At 50.0% G+C, this 21591-nt stretch carries 21 protein-coding genes and 2 riboswitches; of the genes, 14 read left to right on the forward strand and 7 right to left on the reverse strand.

Going from position 1 to position 21591, the window contains the following annotated elements; genetic code table 11:
- Positions 1-52 precede the first annotated feature (52 nt).
- The 9 genes from E8L90_RS28800 to E8L90_RS28840 all read left to right on the forward strand — a co-directional run bounded on the left by E8L90_RS28800 (position 53) and on the right by E8L90_RS28840 (position 9181).
- Positions 53-595: a YdbC family protein gene (locus E8L90_RS28800; RefSeq protein ID WP_137032907.1), complete on the forward strand. Its 543-nt coding sequence runs from the start codon at positions 53-55 to the stop codon at positions 593-595.
- Positions 592-1254, forward strand: coding sequence for an HAD family hydrolase (locus tag E8L90_RS28805; RefSeq protein ID WP_137032909.1), 663 nt, complete (start codon positions 592-594; stop codon positions 1252-1254). The genes E8L90_RS28800 and E8L90_RS28805 overlap by 4 nt, the downstream gene beginning before the upstream one ends.
- 73 nt (positions 1255-1327) lie before the next feature.
- Positions 1328-1476, forward strand: a riboswitch (FMN riboswitch).
- 113 nt (positions 1477-1589) lie between these two features.
- A riboswitch (FMN riboswitch) is annotated at positions 1590-1734 on the forward strand.
- Between the two features lie 130 nt (positions 1735-1864).
- Complete coding sequence (ribD, locus tag E8L90_RS28810; protein ID WP_137032911.1) at positions 1865-2971, forward strand: bifunctional diaminohydroxyphosphoribosylaminopyrimidine deaminase/5-amino-6-(5-phosphoribosylamino)uracil reductase RibD; 1107 nt, start codon at positions 1865-1867, stop codon at positions 2969-2971.
- Between the two features lie 19 nt (positions 2972-2990).
- Positions 2991-3647 carry a riboflavin synthase gene (locus E8L90_RS28815; RefSeq protein WP_137032913.1) on the forward strand — a complete coding sequence of 219 codons (657 nt, stop codon included), beginning with the start codon at positions 2991-2993 and terminating at the stop codon, positions 3645-3647.
- A gap of 16 nt (positions 3648-3663) precedes the next feature.
- Positions 3664-4860, forward strand: a complete 1197-nt coding sequence (locus tag E8L90_RS28820; RefSeq protein ID WP_137032914.1) for a bifunctional 3,4-dihydroxy-2-butanone-4-phosphate synthase/GTP cyclohydrolase II — start codon at positions 3664-3666, stop codon at positions 4858-4860.
- Positions 4861-4879: 19 nt separating this feature from the next.
- Entirely contained in the window at positions 4880-5344 is a 465-nt protein-coding gene (ribH, locus tag E8L90_RS28825) for a 6,7-dimethyl-8-ribityllumazine synthase (RefSeq protein ID WP_015893048.1), read from the forward strand.
- A 126-nt stretch (positions 5345-5470) separates the two neighbouring features.
- Positions 5471-6973 carry a spore germination protein gene (locus tag E8L90_RS28830; protein WP_137032916.1) on the forward strand — a complete coding sequence of 501 codons (1503 nt, stop codon included), beginning with the start codon at positions 5471-5473 and terminating at the stop codon, positions 6971-6973.
- Positions 6974-6977: 4 nt separating this feature from the next.
- Entirely contained in the window at positions 6978-8066 is a 1089-nt protein-coding gene (locus E8L90_RS28835; RefSeq protein WP_137032918.1) for a GerAB/ArcD/ProY family transporter, read from the forward strand.
- A complete protein-coding gene (locus tag E8L90_RS28840; RefSeq protein ID WP_137032920.1) occupies positions 8063-9181 on the forward strand; it encodes a Ger(x)C family spore germination protein in 1119 nt (372 codons plus the stop codon). Before E8L90_RS28835 ends, E8L90_RS28840 begins: the two co-directional genes overlap by 4 nt.
- 23 nt (positions 9182-9204) lie before the next feature.
- Here E8L90_RS28840 and E8L90_RS28845 read toward each other — a convergent pair whose 3' ends face one another.
- The 3 genes from E8L90_RS28845 to E8L90_RS28855 all read right to left on the reverse strand — a co-directional run bounded on the left by E8L90_RS28845 (position 9205) and on the right by E8L90_RS28855 (position 12480).
- Entirely contained in the window at positions 9205-10737 is a 1533-nt protein-coding gene (locus E8L90_RS28845; RefSeq protein ID WP_137032922.1) for an aldehyde dehydrogenase family protein, read from the reverse strand.
- 21 nt (positions 10738-10758) lie between these two features.
- On the reverse strand, positions 10759-11367 hold the full coding sequence (locus tag E8L90_RS28850; protein WP_137032923.1) for a TetR/AcrR family transcriptional regulator: 609 nt from the start codon (positions 11365-11367) through the stop codon (positions 10759-10761).
- Positions 11368-11472: 105 nt separating this feature from the next.
- A complete protein-coding gene (locus E8L90_RS28855) occupies positions 11473-12480 on the reverse strand; it encodes a M23 family metallopeptidase (RefSeq protein ID WP_137032925.1) in 1008 nt (335 codons plus the stop codon).
- Positions 12481-12687: 207 nt separating this feature from the next.
- Between E8L90_RS28855 and E8L90_RS28860 the strand changes: the two genes are divergently transcribed.
- The 4 genes from E8L90_RS28860 to lipA all read left to right on the forward strand — a co-directional run bounded on the left by E8L90_RS28860 (position 12688) and on the right by lipA (position 17698).
- Positions 12688-13239 (forward strand): DJ-1/PfpI family protein, encoded by a 552-nt coding sequence (locus E8L90_RS28860; protein WP_015893041.1) that lies wholly within the window; start codon positions 12688-12690, stop codon positions 13237-13239.
- Between the two features lie 136 nt (positions 13240-13375).
- Complete coding sequence (locus tag E8L90_RS28865; RefSeq protein WP_137033657.1) at positions 13376-14503, forward strand: metallophosphoesterase family protein; 1128 nt, start codon at positions 13376-13378, stop codon at positions 14501-14503.
- A complete protein-coding gene (locus E8L90_RS28870) occupies positions 14500-16695 on the forward strand; it encodes an ATP-binding protein (protein ID WP_137032927.1) in 2196 nt (731 codons plus the stop codon). Before E8L90_RS28865 ends, E8L90_RS28870 begins: the two co-directional genes overlap by 4 nt.
- A gap of 100 nt (positions 16696-16795) precedes the next feature.
- Positions 16796-17698: a lipoyl synthase gene (lipA, locus tag E8L90_RS28875; protein ID WP_047073014.1), complete on the forward strand. Its 903-nt coding sequence runs from the start codon at positions 16796-16798 to the stop codon at positions 17696-17698.
- A 72-nt stretch (positions 17699-17770) separates the two neighbouring features.
- Here the strand turns inward: lipA and E8L90_RS28880 are convergent, their stop codons facing one another.
- Positions 17771-18739, reverse strand: a complete 969-nt coding sequence (locus E8L90_RS28880; RefSeq protein ID WP_208759450.1) for a YhcN/YlaJ family sporulation lipoprotein — start codon at positions 18737-18739, stop codon at positions 17771-17773.
- 79 nt (positions 18740-18818) lie between these two features.
- On the opposite strand from E8L90_RS28880, the gene E8L90_RS28885 reads away from it, so the two are divergent.
- Complete coding sequence (locus E8L90_RS28885) at positions 18819-19484, forward strand: YutD family protein (RefSeq protein WP_137032930.1); 666 nt, start codon at positions 18819-18821, stop codon at positions 19482-19484.
- 66 nt (positions 19485-19550) lie between these two features.
- Here E8L90_RS28885 and E8L90_RS30410 read toward each other — a convergent pair whose 3' ends face one another.
- The 3 genes from E8L90_RS30410 to glpX form a co-directional block, all read right to left on the reverse strand.
- On the reverse strand, positions 19551-20168 hold the full coding sequence (locus tag E8L90_RS30410) for a hypothetical protein (RefSeq protein ID WP_244297451.1): 618 nt from the start codon (positions 20166-20168) through the stop codon (positions 19551-19553).
- Between the two features lie 72 nt (positions 20169-20240).
- A complete protein-coding gene (locus E8L90_RS28895) occupies positions 20241-20510 on the reverse strand; it encodes a DUF3055 domain-containing protein (protein ID WP_137032932.1) in 270 nt (89 codons plus the stop codon).
- Between the two features lie 12 nt (positions 20511-20522).
- Positions 20523-21497 carry a class II fructose-bisphosphatase gene (gene glpX / locus E8L90_RS28900; RefSeq protein WP_137032934.1) on the reverse strand — a complete coding sequence of 325 codons (975 nt, stop codon included), beginning with the start codon at positions 21495-21497 and terminating at the stop codon, positions 20523-20525.
- Between the last annotated feature and the right edge of the window lie 94 nt (positions 21498-21591).

Genomic DNA, 21591 nt, shown 5'->3' on the forward strand with positions numbered 1-21591 from the left:
CTCTTTTTGATAAAATGGAAGTATCTTGCATTGGACTGTAGGAGGCTTGGAAATGCTGATCAAATGGATTACGTGTAAAGTATCGGAGAGTCAGAAGCAATCGTTTTCCCTCGCGCAGGAAAAATGGCGACCATTAGAACGAAACGAAGGCTTTCTTGGACAAATAGGCGGATGGAATCAGGATCAGCCGTTGGAGTCTTGTATCCTTGCTTTTTGGGAGGACATGCAGCACTATCAATCCTTCATGGAGAAGGATCATGATCAGATTTTTCATCAGTCGGGGCAGAGTCAGACGTACGAAGCCATTTCCGTAAAGATTTTCTCAAAGATCGTGGATATGGATGAACGAAATATCCTGGATGCCTTAGAGAACGGGGACATTCTTCGCGTAGTCCGTGCCAAAGACAGGATGTCAGAAACCGAGGCCATGCTGGGAAGAGTCGTCGCTCAAAGCCAAAAGAACAGCATGGAGTATTTGACCGCATCGCTGTGGAAAAGGGATAGCAGCCAAGTCAATGAGAATGAGCAGCCACCCGATTATTCCGTCATTCTTGAACCAGCATGGCGTATTGTCAAAAAAGGAGGCACAAAATGAGCAGAACCTTTCAAAAAGGCATTATTTTCGACATGGACAACACCTTGCTGCAATCTAGGATCAACTTTGCTGAGATGAAGCGGGCCATTTTTCAGCTATGGGTGGATAATAGGATCGTTTCTCCCACACTTGAGTGGGAAAAGCATACCGCGTCGCAGCTCATTGAGATCGGGCGAAAAGCGGAGCAGATGACGAGTGAGCTGGAGCAAGCGATGTGGGATGCAGTAACCGCGATCGAGAAGGAAGGGATGCATGGCGCTGTTCTGGAGCAGCACGCGGTAGAAGTGCTAGAGGAGTTGAAGAACCGCTATCAGCTGTATATCCTGACCAACAACGCTTATGCCGCCGCAGAGGAGGCTTTGAACGAGACGGGAATCGCCTCTTACTTTGACGAAATCGTCGCCCGCGAACAGATGACGATCTTGAAGCCATCTCCATCGGGCATTCACTATATTCGCAGCCGCAAGCCAGATTGGTCTGTTTCGGCTTGGACGATGATCGGGGATTCGTGGATCGATGGTAAGGCGGCATGCGACGGACAAGTCGCTTTTATTGCCTATCAAGGGAACGAGCTGGACATGGAACGAAATGGCGTTGTGCCAAAGGCGTACATCAATGATTTGAAACAACTCCTGACGGTCCTCGAAGAGTGCGAGTAAGGGTAAAGTGCACTTCCCCAATAAATGATTACAGACAATAGCGAAAAATGTGCTATACTTTGCCTAACTGAATACCAGCCTTCAGGGTAGGGTGCAATTCCCGACCGGCGGTAATGACGAACGCACGTCTGAGCCCGCGACTCGCTATCGTAAGCAGTTGATAGCGACTGACTTGGTGCAAATCCAAGGCCGACGGTACAGTCCGGATGGGAGAAGGTATTTGGAACGGCCTGTTTCGCTGTTTTTTTTCAAAAAACGGTAGAAGCAAGGCTTCTTTCTGAACGCCCTGAGCATAATATTCATGGGCGTTTTTATTTTTCATAAAACTTCATAGCGACAATCTTCAGGGCAAGGTGAAATTCCTGACCGGCGGTAATGGCGTACGTACGTCTGAGCCCGCGACTCGCTGACCACACTTGCAGCGACTGATCTGGTGAAAGTCCAGGGCCGACGGTACAGTCCGGATGGAAGAAGATTTTTATGCTTTCTTCATTTGTTTTTGAAAAAACGGATGAGGTAAGGCTTCTTTCCCTATGCCCTGAAACGCTTTGAGGTTTCAAGGGCTTTTTGTGTTGTTTGGCTGGAATGATGGAACAGGAAGGAGTGCGGTATGGAACAGGACAGCAAGTACATGGATCTGGCGCTGGAGCTGGCACGATCGGCACGAGGCCAAACCAGTCCGAATCCCATGGTCGGAGCTGTGATTGTGAAGGATGGAACCATCGTCGGAATGGGAGCGCATCTGCGGGCAGGAGAGCCCCATGCTGAGGTGCACGCACTGCGGATGGCTGGGGAAAAAGCGCAAGGTGCGACCGCGTACGTGACCTTGGAGCCTTGCAGTCACTACGGGAAAACTCCGCCGTGTGCAGAGGCGTTGATCGCAGCTGATGTACGTCGTGTCGTTGTAGCGACGCTCGATCCGAATCCATTGGTGGCGGGACGAGGAATGGAGATGCTGCGAGCAGCAGGAGTGGAAGTAGCGGTGGGCGTGAGAGAAGAGGAAGCGAAGGCGCTCAATGAAGTCTTTTTCCATTACATCCAAACCAGACGCCCATTTGTGACGGTAAAGACGGCCAGTACATTGGACGGGAAAATCGCTACATTTACGGGACACAGTCGGTGGATTACTGGAGCAGAGGCTCGGGCAGAGGTGCATGAGCTACGCAGGCAGCACGATGCGATCCTCGTTGGGGTTGGGACGATTCTCGCGGATGACCCACTGTTGACGGCGCGCCAGGAAGAGCAGCGTTTTGGAAGCCAGCCAGTTCGTGTGATTTTGGACAGCCATTTACGGACGCCGCTGGATGCCCGTGTGGTCCAGAATGCAGATGCGAAGACATGGATCTTTGCGACAGATGCAGCCCCAAAGGAAAAGCAGGAGCTGCTTGCGGTAAGAGGAGTAAAGGTTATCTCAACGGCAGGGCCAATTCGCGTGGAAAAGGTGCTGGATACGTTGGGTGAGCTGGGGATTACCTCGCTACTTGTGGAAGGCGGGCAGGAAGTCAATGGCTCCTTTTTGCAGGCGAGAGCGATTCAAAAGGTCGTGAGCCATATCGCGTTAAAGCTGATCGGGGGAAGCGGTGCACCTTCGCCATTTGGAGGTCAAGGCTTTGCGACGATGGGAGAAGCGGTACAGCTGGCAAATGTCACGATCACGCCGATCGGGAAAGGTGATGTACAGATCATCGGGTACCCACAATGGGAGGATCAGACGTAGCGAGTGAGGAGGAGAGAGCATGTTCACGGGACTGGTCGAAGAAGTGGGCGTGTTGGAATCAATTCAAGGGAACGAGCAGGCGAGTCGACTGGTCATCCGCGCACAGCAGGTACTCGAAGGGGTGAAGCTCGGGGACAGTATCTCGGTCAATGGCATTTGCCTTACGGTTACTTCTTATACGAATCGTCAGTTTAGCGTCGATGTGATGCCAGAGACGATGAACAAGACGAGCTTGCGGCAATTACGGAGCGGACAGCGATTGAATTTGGAGAGAGCGATGCGGCTGGGGGACCGTTTTGGCGGGCATATCGTCTCCGGACATGTAGATGGGACCGGAATGGTTGCTTCACGAGAGGTGAATGCGAATGCTGTCGTGTTTCGGATGGAGGCCACACCGCAACTGTTGAAGTACGTCATTGTCCGTGGATCGATTTGCATAGATGGCATCAGTCTCACCGTGGTGGACGTAAACGATATCGGTTTTACTGTTTCAATCATTCCGCATACGCTGGCGAATACGAGTCTTGCAGACAGACGACCTGGGGACTTAGTGAATCTCGAAACGGATGTCATTGGCAAATATGTGGAGCGCTTGTTAGGTTATCAAAAACATGGTGACCCAGAGAAATCTGGCGGGCTCAGTCTAGCCTTTTTGCAGGAAAACGGCTTCGCGTGACTAGGAGGGAGAAAGCATGTTTCATCGCATAGAAGAAGCATTGGAAGATTTGCGTCTGGGCAAGGCGGTCATCGTGGTCGATGATGAGGATCGGGAAAACGAAGGGGATTTTGTCTGCATGGCCGAAGCGGCTACGCCTGAAATGATCAACTTCATGGTCACACATGGCAGGGGACTCGTTTGCGTACCGGTGACAGAAGAGCACGCGACTCGCTTGCAGCTGGCTCCGATGGTGAAGGCCAATACAGACAAGCAAGGAACGGCTTTTACCGTGTCTATCGATGAAGGGGGTACACACACAGGGATATCCGCTCATGAGCGATCTCAGACTGTCTTGGCGATGCTCGATGATCAGAAGACCGCAGAAGATTTCCGTAAACCGGGACACATTTTTCCGTTAATCGCGAAGTTTGGCGGTGTATTGCGCAGAGCGGGACATACGGAGGCGGCAGTTGATTTGGCTCGCTTGGCAGGAGGCATTCCAGCGGGAGTCATTTGCGAAATTATGAACGAGGATGGTTCCATGGCACGTCTGCCGCAATTGGTAGAGATCGCACGCCGCTTTGATCTAAAGCTGATTACGATTGCAGACTTGATCGCGTATCGGATGCGGATGGAATCCTTGGTGAAAAGGGAAATCGAGGTACAGCTTCCGACCGCCTACGGTGATTTTCGGCTGGCAGCTTATACGAACGAGCTGGATGGCAAAGAGCATGTGGCTCTCATCAAGGGAGAGATCGAACCGGATGAGCCCACTCTCGTCCGCGTTCACTCGGAGTGCTTGACAGGCGATATTTTCGGATCTCATCGCTGTGACTGCGGTCCACAGCTGCACGCTGCATTGGAACAGATCGAAGCGAATGGACGCGGGATTTTATTGTACATGCGCCAGGAGGGCAGAGGCATTGGCTTGATGAATAAGCTACGTGCCTACAAGCTACAGGAGGAAGGCTTGGATACGGTTGAGGCCAATGAAAAGCTGGGGTTCGCGGCTGATCTGCGAAATTACTGTATCGGTGCGCAAATTTTGCGAGATTTAGGAGTGCAGCGCATGCGGCTTTTGACCAACAACCCACGAAAAATCCGCGGGCTCACCGGTTACGGATTAGCAGTAGAAGAACGGGTGCCGCTTCAAATGCCAGAGCATCTGCACAATAAACAGTACCTATCAACAAAACAAGAGAAGCTGGGTCACCTGCTTCATCTACAGTGATAAGGAGAGGGAATAAGCGATGAGAACATTCGAAGGACATTTGGTTGGAACAGGTTTGCGTGTAGGGATTGTGGCAGGACGCTTTAACGAATTGATCGTAAGCAAGCTGGTCGGAGGGGCTCTCGATGCCCTGAAGCGTCATGGTGTAGAAGATGAGCAGGTAGACGTGGCATGGGTACCGGGGGCATTTGAAATTCCGTTGATCGCCAAAAAAATGGCTGAATCCGGTCGCTATGATGCGGTTGTTACATTGGGAGCTGTCATTCGTGGCTCGACTCCGCACTTCGATTATGTTTGCAACGAGACCGCAAAAGGAGTTGCGTCCCTATCGCTATCGACTGGTATCCCCGTTATTTTTGGTGTTTTGACGACAGATAATATCGAGCAAGCCATCGAGCGAGCGGGAACCAAAGCAGGCAACAAAGGCTGGGAAGCAGCAACAGCAGCGATCGAAATGGCTAACTTATCTAAGCAGTTCGCCTAATCATTTCAAAGGAATAACGAGAACTTTCAACGGGGGCTTCGGCTCCCGTTTTCTATTTTTTTGGATAAAATCACCACGGGCAGGTCAAAGTAAGAAAGATTTTCCTGAAAAAAAGGGGGATCTAGCGTGAAGCCGACTGATTGGTGGAGAACGCAAGTAGAGGCTATACAAGCAAAGCGGCGCATCGGTTCGGCTCAAGCGCGGCGAAGCGAACAAATTACACCGGATATGGTAAAACAATGCATGCAAAACGTGGATGACCTCAGCAGCTTGTCATTGAAGATGAATGACGAAGAGGTACACGTTTTTTTTCTCGAAACGCTGGTGGATGAATCCCAAATTTATGAGAATGTCTTTCTTCCGTTGCAGCGTTCCGATGGTAAAGATCCGATGCAGGCGCTCCCTTTTTCAAAGGAATGTGTTCTCGACGATATGGAGACGTTGATGAGTAACTTGCTACGTGGTCATACCATCTTGTTTTTCTTGGAAAGGGATCTCATTCTGCATGTGAATACATTTCAGGTCGCGCATCGTTCTATTACGAAATCCGAGACGGAGGCGACCGTCCTCGGACCGCAAGACTCCTTTGTTGAAATGCAGGAGATCAATTTGTCCTTGCTTCGGAGAAGACTGGCTACGCCTCATCTGAAAGTATTGAGCTACACGATTGGCACCGAGGCACAGAACAAGGTAGCTGTGATTTATTTGGACAATATCGCAAACGCCGAAAATGTGGAGCGCGTGAAAAAAAGGATCGACAATGTCCGTTACCACGGATTTGTCGGGATGCCTATATTGAAGCAAATGCTGGAGGACAAGCCGTACTCTCCGTTTCCGCAGTTTGGCTTGACGGGTCGCCCTGACAATGCAACAGCAGCTTTGTTGGATGGCAGGCTCGTAATCATGCTGAATGGCAGTCCGGATGCTGCCATCTGTCCGACTTCCTTTCTAGAGATGTTTAGCAGTCCCGAAGACTTTTACAATCGATGGTCAACGGCAAGCTTGCTACGGATGATTCGCTTTTTCGGTTTATTTATCACCATTATGCTCACCTCCAGCTACGTCTCTGTCTTGACGTATCATCCGGAAATGCTTCCCCCCGCTTTGCTGACGATTTTGTCTGAATCGCGGAGTCGGGTGCCTTTTCCACCCGTGATCGAGGTGCTCATTATTGAGCTCGTCATCGAAATCCTACGAGAAGCGGGGATACGCATGCCGACTAAAATCGGTCAGACAATCGGTATCGTTGGCGGTATCGTGATCGGGACAGCCTCTGTACAAGCGGGGTTAGCCAGTAATATCCTGATTGTCCTTGTTTCGGTATCGGCACTGCTTTCTTTTGTGCCACCCAATTTTTTGATGAGTAATGCGATTCGGCTCGTTCGCTATGGTTTCATCTTGATGGCAGGCGTATTGGGCATGTACGGCCAGATACTGGCGCTGGCGTTTTTATTCGCGCACTTGCTCAATCTGACTTCGCTCGGGACGCCGTATATGGCTCCGGGGGTTCCGCGTCAATGGACGGATTTGATGAATAGTCTCGTACGTGCACCATTGAGGTTTATCGTCAATCGCAACCGCATGTCCCGGGCAAAGCAAAAGCGTGTCCGGCCAGTTGGGGAGGACTAGGGAGATGGATAGAGGGAGAATTCACAGCCTGAATCCGATCCTGGTAATCGGATTGATTATGAATACGATGGTAGGGGTTAATTTACTTGGACTAGCTCATCATGCGAGCAAAATGGGCTACAATCTGTGGTGGTCTCCGATTTTGCTGGGATGCATCGTCAGCCTAACGCTATTTCCAATGATGGCCTTGTGCCGTCGCTATCCAGAGGATAATCTTTTTCGGATTCATGAAAAGCTGTTGGGGAAATGGCTGGGGCACTGTTTCAATATCCTGATCATCGTTTATGCTACTCTAAACGTATCTACCGCCAATGAAGGATACGTCAGGCTGGTGCAAACCTCCATGCTGAACAATCAGACTGTCACGTTGCCCTTGCTAGGATTGACATTGGTCATGCTCTACATTGCAAACGGCGGTATCAAATTAATCGCGCGTTTTTGCCTGCTAACGTTCTTTTTTACGGGCTGGATGGTTTTTCTCTTGCAGTACGGATTTCAAAAGGGAGGATTCGCGCATATTTTTCCTCTTTTTAACACAGATTGGCGCAGTATAGCCGAAACCGTGCACAATTCTTACGCGAGCATGCTTGGGTATGAATTGGTCCTGTTTTTCTACCCATATATCCAAGAGAAGAACAAGGCACACAAGCATGTGCTGATTGGGGTATGGATCGTTGTTTTGCTGTACGTCATGATCTTGATCACAAGCGTAGCTTATTTTTCCGAATGGCAAATGGACAATCTCATTTATCCCATTTTGAATTTGTTTAAGGCTGTAGAGCTGTCTTTTTTGGAACGGATCGAAAATCTCGGGATTGGTCTCTGGGTTTTCCTCATTCTCAGCACGAGCACGGGATACTTGTGGGTTGCCCGTACCGGAATTGAAGAAATGGCAAATAAGACGAGGTTGTGGCATCTGCTTTTACCGACAATCATTTCGTTTCTATTCATTGTGGGGCCATTATCTGTAGAAAAACAACGCTACATTTATGACAAGGTGACTGTTTATATGGCCTATGGCTTGATCTTGTGGCCGATCTTTTTGTTAGTGCTGCATTCCTTGAGGTTCGGCAGAGGAGAGCGGGTATCATGAAGAGGGCGAGCTGGTTCATTGTTACGGTTATCCTCTTGCTCAGCCTTTGCGGTTGTGGGCGCGAACTCGAACAGCCAGCACTGGAAGACATGGCCATGATTGGGGTGATGGGCTTCGATTATGTGGATCGTGAAAAGATAGATGTCACCGTATCGGTACCGGTTCCTTCCAAAACAAAGGAATCGACGCAGGTGTACGCGACATATGCCTCGATGACGAGCGAGGCGATGCTGAATCTCGCGACAAAAGCAGAGAGGACCATGTCCCTCTCGCAATTGCGTGTGATTTTGTTCAGTGAAGAATACGCCCGCAAAGTTGGGATCGGAAAAGTCATCCTTGATCTCTATCGCAATCCGATTGTAGGAGAAAATGTATACATTGCCATCGTAAAAGGAAAAGCGAAAGATGTCATCAAAGGAACCTATAACCACAGGCCGGAAATCAACACGTATTTGAACAATTTGCTCCGTCCGCGAGTGGAAACAGCCTTTACGTCTTTTGCGACCATTCACGATTTTGTTTTTATGATGACCAGCAACACGATGGACCCCAATCTGCCTTATCTCATCCAAAGTGACGGAGAGATTCAGATCACCAGGGCGGCCCTTTTTCGAGTGGACAGGATGATCGGAATGTACGCACAGCGAGAGGGGAAGCTGGTTCAGGGGTTTCTGGGAAGAGAACGCTTGCCCCGTATGAGCTTTGAGTTCCAGCACGAGGCGAAGACAGGTAAAAAACAAACGGAAAAGGTCGTCTTCGATTTTGTGCGGGCAAAAACGAAAGTAAAAAGCAAGGGCAGCCTGAAAAAGCCTGTCATCAACATCGAGCTTCGGGTAAGAGGGATGCTGGTAGGCTATTCAGGCAGCAAGGATTTGGAGAAGCGGGCTCAATTTCGGACCATGGTTCAAGAGCTTGAGAAACGAATCAAAAAGGAAAGCGTGGATATGTTGGTACGTTTTCAAAAGCAAGGGGTCGACCCGGCGCAGCTCGAGGAGAGTATTCGCCAAAGATATTATGGCAAATGGACACGCGAAACGGGTCTCGCCCTTTATAAAAAAGCGAAATTTAACGTCAAGGTTCATGTGGATGTAGTCGGCTTTGGCACACTGAAATAAGGAGCGATAGCATTCCGGCGTGGTTAGAACAGACGCTTGAATTCGCGCCAGATCGCACCCAAAGTCCGGCGATTTACGTTTTGGAGCTTGCCGTACAACAGGTTTGTCAATCCAATAAAGGTGAGCTCCTGATCTTTCGTATATGGATACCAATTGAACTCACGCTTGCGTTTGCCCGGATCATGGATGACAGAGATGCTGTGCGTAAAGGCTTGCAATCCGGAAGGTCCGCGATAACGGCCGATGCCGCTCTGTTTGACCCCACCAAAAGGAAGATGGGGATTGGCGTAGCTGATAATGACGTCATTGATGCACACATTGCCACTGTCGAGCTGACGAGCTACGCGATTCGCTTTTGCTTTATCGGCTGACCATACCGAGGCATTCAGCCCGTACGGTGAGCTATTAGCCAAGCGCACAGCCTCTTCTTCGGTGGCAAAAGTCATGATCGGCAACACCGGACCAAAGGTCTCTTCCCGCATGATTTTCATGTCAGATGTCACGTTTGTGAGAATGGTCGGCGCGATATACATGCTATCAGAGGAAGGAAGTCCCCCGGTGACTGCGGTCGCGCCCGCAGCAAGTGCTTCGTCCACATGCTCACGGACAATTCCGATTTGTTGGGAAGACGTCATCGAACCGACCTCGGCCTGATTCGGATAGCTTTGGCGCAATGCTTTTGTCTTTTCGGTGACCAGCTTGAGAAATTCAGGATATACCTTTTCATGGACAAAAAGCCGCTCAACAGACATACATACCTGCCCTGAGTTCGTAAAAGCCCCCCACATCGCGCCATTTGCTGCCCGTTCCAGATGAGCGTCTTCGAACACGATCATCGGGTCTTTTCCCCCAAGCTCTAGTTCTACCGGAATCAAATGCTCCGACGCTGCCGCCATAATTTTTTTGCCTGTCGCAACAGAGCCTGTGAAAAATATTTTATCTGGGCGAGCAGCTACCAGCGCCTGTCCAGCTTCGCGTCCCCCATGCAGAACGGTCACGACTCCGTCCGGTATTGAAACAGCAGAAAACACCTCTTCCATGAGCAGTCCGGTAGAAGCAGTCACCTCGGAAGGTTTTAAAATTACGGTATTGCCTGCTACGAGGGCAGATAATACAGGAATGACGGCAAGCTGAAACGGATAATTCCACGGAGAGATGACCGCGACCACACCCATCGGCTTGTAGTGGACATACGATTTCTTCGGCCACAGCACGAGGGAGGTTGGTACCGGCTGATCGGCCAGCATCTGATAAGCATGTTTTTCATAAAACCGAATCGTGTCGACAGTGACGAAAATTTCGGTCATGTACGCTTCTAATGTAACTTTTCCGGTAGCCTCACTAATTTTTCGGGCGATCTCTTCGCCGTGATCGACTAAATAGTGCCGCAACCGTGTCAAATAGTCCAGACGCTCGGCCAACGATGTAGTGGACCAAGCTGGAAAGGCCAGACGCGCACGTGCCATCGCGTCTTCTACTTGTTCTGGAGTCGCTTCCAGTAAAGAACCAAGTAGCTCTCCAGTGGCGGGATTTTGCATGGACATGACTGCCATCATGATTCACCTCGATTCAGGAGATTAGGATTCAGTTGAGAAGAGTGTATACATCAAATGGGCAAAGGTCTGTTCAAAGCGGGCAATCGCTTCTTCACGATTCTGTAACTCATCGAGTAAAAATTGAAAAAGGAATCCGTCGATTACAGAGTAAATGAGTGAGATTGCGGAGTCTTCGTCGATGGTCAAGGAAGTTTGTTCTTCGCGCTGCAATCGTACGAGCATACGAGAGATGAGCTGTTGTAGACGGGATCGAATGACTTTTACCTGTTCACCAAACACTGGAACGTACATGGCCTGTACCTGCAAGTCATACCAGAGCCGATGCAGCTTTCGATCTTCTTGTAGACTACGGCACAAAACACGGGATAAAGCTGCTGACCATTGTCCGGATGGAGCTGCGAGTACTTCGCGTTCCAGCTCCTCTATAAAACGTCCTTTGTAGCTAGTGATTACAGCGAGCAAAAGCTCTTCTTTGCTTGCAAAGTAATAATGCAGAATGCCAAGTGAGACGCCAGATTCCTTGGCAATGTCGCGCAAGGAAACAGAGGCATACCCTTTTTCAGCCAAACAAGCAGTCGCTTGCTCAATCAAAAATGCCCGTTTTGCTTCGGCTTTTTTCTGGGTAGTCACTTTCTCACCTCTTTTTTGGACAATTGTCCAGTTTTTCTGTTTTTATTGTATTTTGACGGATGATGTCTGTCAATGAAAAGAGCTACCCATAAAAAAGAAGCGGCTTCATTGCCGCTTCTTTTGCCGCTCCCAGCGTCGTAAATACGGATAAGGATCAAATGACCAATCTGCGCCACCTGTTTCCCGATACATACCGTAGTGCAGATGGGGAGGGAATTTGCCTGAGGTGCCGGGCTTCCCATAACCTGAGCTGCCGACATATCCGATCACTTCACCCGGCTCCACGATGTCACCCGGCTTCATCCCCTTTTTAAACGAGGACAGATGTGCGAAGTAATGGTACACATTGCCCATGTCACGCATGCCGATCCGCCAACCGCCAAATCTGTTCCAGCCGATTACTTCGATGACTCCGTACGCTGTGCTGAGTACAGGGGTGCCGTGACTTGCAAAAATATCAGTCCCCTCGTGGATACGGCGACCACCCCAACCGCGCGGAGCACCCCATGTACTGCGGTAGCTGTATTCATACCTCGCGGGGATAGGGAAATGCCGCTCATCCAGGTCCAGATGCCGATACTTTGCATACACCTGCGCGAACTGCCTGATGGTCTTCACGGAACGATCACGTTGGTAGTACGACCAGAGACCAATTTGCCAATCTTCGTGGGAGAAGCCGTATTGGGACAGGTAGTGTATGAAGGTAGTGAGTGCATCGAGATCGTTGTGCCGATCTGCGACACCATCGCCATCGCCATCCATCCCAATGCCTTTAAAAAATTGAATGGATACCGGATTCGTGTCCTCTGCATCAGGATTGAATGCACCTGCCCAACGATCGCTTGGAATGTCCACGGCTGTTAGCCGTGAAACGTTTTCTTGCTCCTGCTTCTTCCGACGTATTTTCATGGTTCGCTCGTATTGATCAATGGCTGCTAAATAATTCCACGGAATGCCGTACATCGATTCCAAGCGCAAAAAAACTTGCAAGCGCTCTTGAAGAACCGGATCTTGCTCATTGGCGGACGGAGCAACTCCGGCGACGGATTCTAGTGGTGAAATAGCTGCAACCACGCACAAGCTGATCTGAATGATTAGGCGGAAAACTCGCATGCCGTCTCCCTCCAGCCTCGTAGTCTTTTGTTGTAGTTTCTGCCAGTTGGAGTGGATTATCCAAGATACTTTTGGTAAGCGTTTTGGTAATTCGTTGAGGAAATATTTGTAAAATTTCAGGGAAGGAGGCAGGAGCATGTCGCACAGCCAAAGAATTGAAATCAAGAGGAGTGATTCCTTAAAAAATCGTCATGAGGAGGCTGTGTGATGAGCAAAAAAGTGTTGATTGTAACAGGCGACGCTGTAGAGGCACTGGAGGTTTTCTATCCGTATTACCGCTGCTTGGAAGAAGGGTATGAAACGGTCATTGCAGCACCCAGCGTGAAAACCCTGCACACCGTTTGCCATGATTTCGAAGCACACAGTGAGACGTACACAGAAAAGCCAGCTTATCAGCTTCCCGCCCATGTTGCCTTTTCAGATATTAACCCTGAGGCGTTTGACGCTTTGATTATTCCGGGTGGACGAGCACCAGAGCATATCAGGCTCAATGAACACTTGAAGCCAATTGTCGCGCACTTCTTCGAGACGAACAAGCCAGTCGCAGCCATCTGCCATGGCTCTCAAGTATTGACGATTGTTCGCGAGCATTTAGCCGGTCGTGAAATCACAGCGTACCAGGCTTGCAGACCCGATGTAGAAGCGTGCGGAGCGATCTACCAAACGGAAACGCTCCATGTCGATGGCAATCTTGTTTCCGGACATGCTTGGCCAGACTTGCCAGGCTTCATGCGTGAATTCCTCCATTTACTCAAGTAAACAACCAGGTCCCCAAACTTCCGTCATTGCTGGCGGAAGTTTTTTCGTTCTGACAGATGCTTTTCATCCAGCCTTTTCCTCTGTATCATAAAGGGAAAATATGTTCGTCTGTCTCATGTGAGGAGTGGAAATAATCGTGCTGTCATTTATTCATACAGCGGATGTCCATCTGGATGCGCCGCTTCAAATGTTGGGGGAGCGCTACGAGCTGCGTCAGGATGATTTTCGTCAAACGATGAAAAGAATCCGTGACCTCGTGTGGGAAAAGGAAGCAGACTTCTGGCTCATTGCTGGAGATTTGCTGGAATACCACGGGGGGAGACGATCCACTGCCTTATTTTTACGTGATCTTTTTGCCAGCATCGCACCAATTCCTGTCGTGATCGCACCTGGCAATCACGATCCGTGGCGAGCGGATTCGTTTTATCAAACATTGGAATGGTCGGGGAACGTCTACTGGTTTACACCCGAGTGGGGCGTGTATGAATTTCCCGAAAAGTCATGCGTGATCTACGGCTGGGGCTTCGGGCAGCCACATGTGTACGAGTCGCCGCTCGATACATTTCCAGGCAAAATGGAAGGGTATGCCCATCATCTGATGGTTTTGCATGCTAGTGTGCTTTCCAATTCAGGAGACGAAGAGCATCATCCGTACGCGCCTGTCACCTTGCAGCAGCTCGTACAAACGGGCATGGACTATGTAGCGATGGGACACATTCACAAGCCGGAGCAATTCATGCATCCTGTCAAAAAACAACCCTTTGCAGCTTACCCAGGCTCTCCAGAAGGATTGACAAGTAAGGAAGCGGGAGAACGAAATGTTTTGTATGGAGAGCTGGATCATGATGGCAGATTGCAGCTCACGGCGATTCCTGTCCAGTCACGCAAAATTCGCAAGCTTACAATCGAAGGGAATGGAGTCGAAACGAATGAGCAGCTCATTGATCGGATGGAGCAGCAACTCATAGAGGAAAAGGATTCAGATATGATGTACATCACGCTGACAGGGGAGCGCGCTGCCCATTTTCAGCCTCCATTTTCCGTCCTTCAGCAGCGATTTTCCCGTTTTTTTTTGCTGCAGCTGACAGACCGGACCTGGCCTGATGTGGATGAGGACAAGCTGATCGCAGAGGGTGGCGTCTGGGGGAGATGGCTTTCCAAGCTGGCAGAGGTTGAGTCCCGTGCGCAAAATGAGGACGAACGAGAAATCGTCAGGTTAGCCAAGCAAGAGGCTTTGGCGCGGATTGGAGGGACCATTCGATGAAAATAGAGGAGCTAGTGCTGGGGGGCTTCGGAAAATGGCAGGATGCTACCTTCCGTTTTGCTCCAGGCATCAATCTGTTTTATGCCCCCAATGAGTCAGGAAAATCAACGATCCTACAAGGTATTTTCGCGGCCTTGTATGGAATGAAGCGCGATTACGTCAAATCGACGCGATACTTGCCTGAATATGAAAAATATCGTCCGTGGCAGAGTGGCTCGTATGAAACGATCATTACGTACAGATTAGCGGGAAAAACCTATCGCCTGCACCGTCAGTTGACGAAGGAACGGGAGGAGGCGCGCCTCTTTTTGGACCCCGAATGGACGGAGCTGACTGATCTTTACTTGGAAGACAGACGCAAGGAACGGAATTTTATCGAAAAGCATACGGGTCTTACACGTAGTCTATTTACGGATTTGACGTGGATCAGGAGGGAACCACTTCAGGCGGCTGAGCATTTGATTCCGACTTTTACGACTGCGGAAGAAGCCAATCCGGCTGTCCAACAAATTTTGGCGGAGCTGGATCGAGAGGTTGCCCTCATCGGTAAAAAAGAACGGGCCGAAAATACACTTTTGGGAAAAGCAGCTACGAAGGTGGCACAAAAAGAGCTGGAGAAAGAAAACGCAAAGGCAGCTTGGCGTACAATCAGTCAACTGACGCTGCAAATAGCGGAAGCGAAAGAAGAATGTCAGCAATTAGAGCTGCGGCGAAGCCGATTGCAGCAGCATCTGGAGCGTTCAATTGGACAAGCAAAAGTGTTGCAGGAACGCTGGCAACGAAGCCATGCTCCTGTCAGTCAGCAAGACTGGGCGTGGTGGGAACAAACAGCTCTCTCTGAGGCCGAGCTGGCTATTCACGAAGAGGCAAGACGTGGTTTTGCTCAGGTAACTATGCCGAGGGAAGCCGTACAACAGAGTGATGATCAGCTCATCCCCGTACAGCAAGATTATGAAAAAGGCGCACAATTGCTCAAACAGCGAGAAGCATTGCATATTCGGTTGGCGTCACTGGCTGTATCGGCCCTTTCTACAAGTCCGCGAAGTACAGCATCACGAAGCACCCGCCAAGGCAATTTGGCAAAAAGGAGGCGGGGAGCTGCACTCATGTGGGGCGGCGCAGGGATATTCTCCGTTCTTGGGGTAATCGGCTTCATGAGTGGACATCCCGTTCTGGGAGGAATTTCTGTGACTGCGGCTTTGTTGCTGTTCGGCTTTGGGGTTTTCTTGTTGCGAGTCGGTGGAAGTACGGGCGGAGCTAAACAGACAGTAGATCATGATGCGGTACAGGAAAGTCAAAGGCTACAAGAAGAGATTGCTTTACTCGATGCTGAAATCGCCACAATCGTTCAGAGATGGGGGGCGAGTAATTGGGATATATTTTTGGAAAGACGGGAAGAGCTACTGAAAAGTACAAGCAAGCAACAATCTGCGCATCTTCTATCCGAAATGGCGAAAACCAAGCAGGAGGCTGATCTGTCGGCCAGCTGGGGTGAGGCACTTCGGACCTTGCTGGATCAGGAGAAAAACGCGTTTGAGACCGAGCAAGGCAAATTTCGTATCGAGATGGTGGAGATTGAGGAGAGACTGCAAGAGCTGCGGGAACAAATGGCCAGAGGAAATGGGGAGATGGCGGTTCACGAGAGCTTGTCATTAGCTCGCGCGACTGATGAGCTGGAGGAAGCGCAGGCAGAACTTCGTCAGCTGCAAAATAAGCGAGATGCCCTTCAGCTAGCTCGGGAAATGCTGCAGGAGGCAATAGGGGAATGGCGGCGGGATAGTACACCCGCTGTAAATCAGCAGGCTTCGGAGATCATTGAGCATATTACGGGGGGAGCGTATCGCGATGTCAGGCTCGATCCTCGTGACGGGTTTGCCATCCGTTTGCTTGCGCCAACCAAACAAATGGTGCTCGAACAAAACCAATGTTCCACGGGGACTATCGATCAGCTATACCTTGTCCAGCGTTTGGCATTGGTGCATCATGCCAAGCAGTTGGAGCCATTGCCGCTCTTTTTCGATGATCATTTTGTCCATTATGATGAAGAGCGCCTGCGTCGAACGCTTGACTATGTCGCGATGCTGGCACAAGAACATCAAGTGTTTCTTTTCACCTGTCATGAGCGAGAGCTACGTATCCTGGAGCCATTGCTTCGTCAAGGGAACCGCCATGCCGTGCATCGAATCGGGTAATTGTTTCCGGGGAGGAAAGAGGTTGCCCCTCCGAAATCCAGCCTCTATAATGGAAATTGTTATTGTCTTGTATCATGATGTCACATGAGGAGTGAGCCCTATGACGCAACGCAAGCCGGAGTGGCTCAAGATCAACCTTGTTTCAGGATCAGAACTAGCCAGCTTTAAAGAGCTTAAGCAAACCATGCGCACGAAGACGCTACATACCGTTTGTGAAGAAGCAAAATGCCCCAACATTCATGAATGCTGGGCAAGCGGTACAGCAACGTTCATGATTTTGGGTGATATATGTACCCGTGCTTGTCGGTTTTGTGCAGTAAAAACGGGACTGCCGACGGAGCTGGATACGGCCGAACCAGAACGTGTAGCAGAAGCAGCAGAACAAATGCGTTTGAAGCATGTCGTTGTTACTTCCGTTGCTCGTGATGATTTGGCAGATGGAGGCGCACAGATTTTTGCCGATACGATTCGTGCGATTCGTCGTCGACTGCCGTTTGCCTCCGTAGAAGTATTGATTCCCGATTTTATGGGGAACTGGGATGCGTTAAAAGTAGTCATGGACGCAAAGCCTGACGTACTAAACCACAACATTGAGGCGGTTCGCCGGATGTCAGATCGCGTACGGGCAAGAGCCAAATACGATCGGACGCTGGAACTGTTGAAAAAGGCGAAGGAATTCCAGCCGAGCATTCCGACGAAGTCTAGTCTGATGATTGGTGTAGGCGAGACGATGGAGGAAATCATCGAAACGATGGATGACCTGCGTTCTGTCGACGTCAACATCATGACGATTGGTCAGTATTTGCAACCGACCAAAAAGCATTTGAAGGTAGAAAAGTTCTACCATCCAGATGAATTCGCTCGTTTGAAGGATGAAGGCATGAAGCGTGGCTTTAGTCACGTGGAGTCAGGGCCATTAGTGCGCAGCTCGTATCACGCTCACGAGCAGGCGAGTGCCGCGAAGGAAACGATTGCGAAAGAATCCATGCCGAAAGCACAATAATAAGTAACCCCCTCAACCGCCCGATACGAGCGGAATATTGAGGGGGTTTTCACTATATGGGGGAGAGGGCTTTTAGCGGCTGGTTGTTGTCTTCACGTTATGGGATGTTCCACCCATACGCTTGACGAGCGTGTCAATGCTTTTCGCATCTTCTGTACGCGCTGTACTCACATTGCTGGAGCGACTTGCTACACGAGCGATTTCTTGGATGTCATTCGGATTATCGGTGACATACACTTTGTAATAGCGTGGTGAAACCGATTCAGCGTTCATTCTTGCCTGTTTTTTCGCTGTGTGCGCATCTGCTCCTTGTGTATGCACGCCTACAAAAACTTCTTTGTCCGTTACCAAGACGGTAGAACGCTGTACACCAGGGCAGCTGGCAGTGACATTTCCAACAGCTTTTGCCAATGCTTCACGGTCTACATAAACGTTGGTGACACTGGCAGTTCTCATATGCTGACGGTCAGTCTGCGCATAGCCCATGCGTGGCATTCCAGTTTGCATGACACCTGCTCCACCGCGGTTTACACCATGCTGCTGATAAATGGAATGGTGTGTACCTGTACCTGTTGGTGCATTGTAAACACCCGCTGTGCCCATACCAGCTTTATGATCCGTAAAGGCATTGTACGGTCTCATTCCACTTGTGTAGGCGTTGTAGTTGTTTACATGTGGGTAAGTACCATTTGGATATGCACCATAGTTATTCCCGGCATTATTGGTTAGTCCCATGCCATTGCGGACGTGAAGTCCATCACGAGTGCCGTCGTAGTTGCGGACGTGAAGCCCGTCAAAACTAGTGGTGCCAGCACCAGTGTAGTTGCGAGTATGGTGGTACCCGTCGATGTTCGTCGAGCGCATGCCATCGTAGTTACGGACGTGCATTCCATCAAAGTTTCGAACGTGCGGAGCAGACTGGTACGACATCGTCTTGTTCGGATGCGTGTAGTTAGGCGCAGCATTGTTGTAACAACCAGTAGCTAAGAGCGCAATACCTGCAATTGCAGGATACAACCATGTCTTTTTCAATGGTAACACCCCCTACACGATAGAATGTCCAAAGGCACAGATCAGTTATCGTGGGAAATTTAGCTCATGTTGCGCGAAATATGATAAGATGGACATAGTATACATGCGTAAGGAGGAAGCGAGTTTGATTCGCACGCAAGCCGGTACTTATGAAGTCATGGAAGTAAATCGAGACGGCTGGAACCTTGAGGCGTTCAAGGAGCGCTATAGCGACATCCTCGACAAGTACGATTATATTGTAGGGGACTGGGGCTATGGTCAGCTTCGTCTTCGTGGGTTTTATACTGACGCTAATCGCAAAGTACCGTTCGAGCAGCGGATCGCCGCTTTGGATGAGTACCTGCATGAGTTCTGCAATTTTGGTTGTCCGTACTTCGTTTTGCGCAAGGTAAAAGCAAGCGTTGGCAACAGTAACGACCAAAGCGAGCAAGACGAAGCTGGCTTTGATGTCATCATTGATATTCGCCAGGACATTCCTCGTGAAGAGGGTGGCTCTTCGCCTTTTGTAGAACGAAAAGAACGCAGACGCTACCACCCGCGTCAAAATAAACAGGATCGCCAGAACAATGCTGGCGCGGATCGTAATGGAGCAGGGAGAAACGAACGCGGGGAGAAGCCAAAGTTTCAAAAGGATCGACCCGATAAAAACGGCAAGGATGCCAACTCACGAGAGCGCCGTCCCAATCAAATGAAACCCAATCGCGAACGCGATAAAGTCCCAACAGGACCAAATACACCAAAGCGTGATTCCTAAAAACGTAATGGAAGAAGAGAAGCGTAAAAAGAGCCCTGTATGTCAGGGCTCTTTTCGTTTTTCGATCTAAAAACCGCCGGGACCACCGAGTCCACCGAGTCCACCAAAACCACCGGGACCACCAAAACCACCGGGACCACCAAAACCACCGGGACCACCAAAACCACCGGGGCCACCAAAACCACCAGGACCACCAGGACCACCAAAACCACCGGGACCACCAAAACCACCGGGGCCACCAAAACCACCAGGACCACCAGGACCACCAAAACCACCGGGTCCCCAACCTGGCCAGCCCCATGTAGGCCAGTAGCCAGGCCAGCATGTATTGCATCCCCACCAAGGATATGGCTGCGGGACGACAACGACCTCAGGACCTCGTCTTCTACGGAAAAAGACGGGATGAGCCTGATCTTCTGGAATGTATCGATAATCCTGGTCTGCTTGGTAATAAGGTGGTTGGTCATATTGAGCGGGAACGAAGTGGTTTTGATTGTATTCGTTTTGATCATATTGAGTTTGATGATATTGATTTTGGTCGTATGAACTTTGGTCGTATGAACTTTGATCGTATGAGCTTTGGTCGAATGGATAAGATTGCATGATGCGATTCGCACTCCTCTCGTTATCTGTCTGTGCATCTGTGCAGTAGCAGTATACGAGGCATACGCCTGTAAGGAGCATTGTCCAGCAGGAATTGGGCGGGGACTACAAATAAAAAAAGGAAGAGCCCGTAATCGGTCTTCCTTTGGTAAATTAAATAGCTGCTTCCAAAAATGCTTTCAATTCTTCTGCTTCACTCTCGTTCAAGTTGAACGCGAATTCCAGATAGCCTTCTTCTTCCAGATCATCATGTCCAATAATAGCAGAACGTCCATTTTGAATGTTGATGACAATTGCCTTCCCATAAAAACGGCTGGTGGTCGTAATCGCGAGGTCAAATCGCGTAGCTTCCCCCGTGAAGCTGACAAAGCGCGTTCGAGTATCCTCCGCTTCGTCGTACAAGTAGAACAAATCATTTGCCATATGGGTGTCCCTCTACTTCCATAAAAGATTTGGTTTGTGTTCGGTATTGTGTACAGCGCGGACAAAGCGAATGGTTTTGGTTTGGGCACGCATGACGATCGAATGAGTTTCCACCATATCATCACCGAGATAGCGCACGCCTTGCAACAGCTCTCCATCAGAGACGCCTGTTGCAGCGAAAATGGCGTCGTCCCCTTTGACCAGATCGTTCAGCGTCAAGAGCTGCTCCGGATTGACGAGCCCCATTCTGATGCAGCGCTCGCGCTCGATATCGTTCTGCGGCTTGAGCTGGGCTTGCATGTCGCCACCCAGACACTTGATGGCTGCGGCACTGATCACGCCCTCTGGCGCACCACCGATTCCCAAGAACAGGTCAATCCCTGTATGCGGCAGACAAGCAGCAATCGCGGCACCTACATCACCATCTCCAAAAAGCTTCACTCGCGCACCCTTTTCACGAATGGCGTCAATAATCGCCTGGTGGCGGTCGCGTTCCTGAATAATGACCGTTACATCTTGCACGCGCTTGTTGTTTGCTTTTGCTACAACCTCTATCATTTTATCCACGGGATCATAAAGGTTGATTTGTCCGGCAGCACGTTTGCCGACGGCCATTTTCATCATGTACATGTCTGGTGCATGCAGCAGTGTTCCACGGTCCCCGATGGCGATAACAGACATGGCATTATTGTGTCCCTTGGCGACAATCGTCGTTCCTTCAAGCGGATCAACCGCCACATCTACCTCAGGCCCGCCAGCTTCAGGGTTACCGAGCTTTTCACCGATATAGAGCATGGGGGCCTCATCCAGTTCACCTTCTCCAATGACGACGGTACCCCTCATGTTGATCGTATCAAACATGGCGCGCATGGCGCTGGTCGCTGCTCCATCTGCTTCATTCTTTTTCCCGCGTCCCATCCAGTGAGAAGAGGCGAGTGCAGCCATTTCCGTTACCCGCACAATTTCCAGTGCCAATTCGCGTTCCACAGTGTGTTCCTCCCCTTATGCTTGCCGACAAAAATTCACCCCATCATTGTAACATAAAGTTATCACTGATTCGTCTTTTCAGCACCGAGAAAGT

Origin of the sequence: Brevibacillus antibioticus (genome assembly GCF_005217615.1) — a bacterium.
Taxonomy (GTDB): domain Bacteria; phylum Bacillota; class Bacilli; order Brevibacillales; family Brevibacillaceae; genus Brevibacillus; species Brevibacillus antibioticus.

Coding starts and splice junctions, on each gene's coding strand:
- E8L90_RS28800 (WP_137032907.1), top strand. CDS start 53: ATGCTGATCAAATGGATTACGTGTAAAGTATCGGAGAGTCAGAAGCAA.
- E8L90_RS28805 (WP_137032909.1), top strand. CDS start 592: ATGAGCAGAACCTTTCAAAAAGGCATTATTTTCGACATGGACAACACC.
- ribD (WP_137032911.1), top strand. CDS start 1,865: ATGGAACAGGACAGCAAGTACATGGATCTGGCGCTGGAGCTGGCACGA.
- E8L90_RS28815 (WP_137032913.1), top strand. CDS start 2,991: ATGTTCACGGGACTGGTCGAAGAAGTGGGCGTGTTGGAATCAATTCAA.
- E8L90_RS28820 (WP_137032914.1), top strand. CDS start 3,664: ATGTTTCATCGCATAGAAGAAGCATTGGAAGATTTGCGTCTGGGCAAG.
- ribH (WP_015893048.1), top strand. CDS start 4,880: ATGAGAACATTCGAAGGACATTTGGTTGGAACAGGTTTGCGTGTAGGG.
- E8L90_RS28835 (WP_137032918.1), top strand. CDS start 6,978: ATGGATAGAGGGAGAATTCACAGCCTGAATCCGATCCTGGTAATCGGA.
- E8L90_RS28840 (WP_137032920.1), top strand. CDS start 8,063: ATGAAGAGGGCGAGCTGGTTCATTGTTACGGTTATCCTCTTGCTCAGC.
- E8L90_RS28845 (WP_137032922.1), bottom strand. CDS start 10,737: ATGATGGCAGTCATGTCCATGCAAAATCCCGCCACTGGAGAGCTACTT.
- E8L90_RS28855 (WP_137032925.1), bottom strand. CDS start 12,480: ATGCGAGTTTTCCGCCTAATCATTCAGATCAGCTTGTGCGTGGTTGCA.
- E8L90_RS28860 (WP_015893041.1), top strand. CDS start 12,688: ATGAGCAAAAAAGTGTTGATTGTAACAGGCGACGCTGTAGAGGCACTG.
- E8L90_RS28870 (WP_137032927.1), top strand. CDS start 14,500: ATGAAAATAGAGGAGCTAGTGCTGGGGGGCTTCGGAAAATGGCAGGAT.
- lipA (WP_047073014.1), top strand. CDS start 16,796: ATGACGCAACGCAAGCCGGAGTGGCTCAAGATCAACCTTGTTTCAGGA.
- E8L90_RS28885 (WP_137032930.1), top strand. CDS start 18,819: ATGGACATAGTATACATGCGTAAGGAGGAAGCGAGTTTGATTCGCACG.
- E8L90_RS30410 (WP_244297451.1), bottom strand. CDS start 20,168: ATGCTCCTTACAGGCGTATGCCTCGTATACTGCTACTGCACAGATGCA.
- E8L90_RS28895 (WP_137032932.1), bottom strand. CDS start 20,510: ATGGCAAATGATTTGTTCTACTTGTACGACGAAGCGGAGGATACTCGA.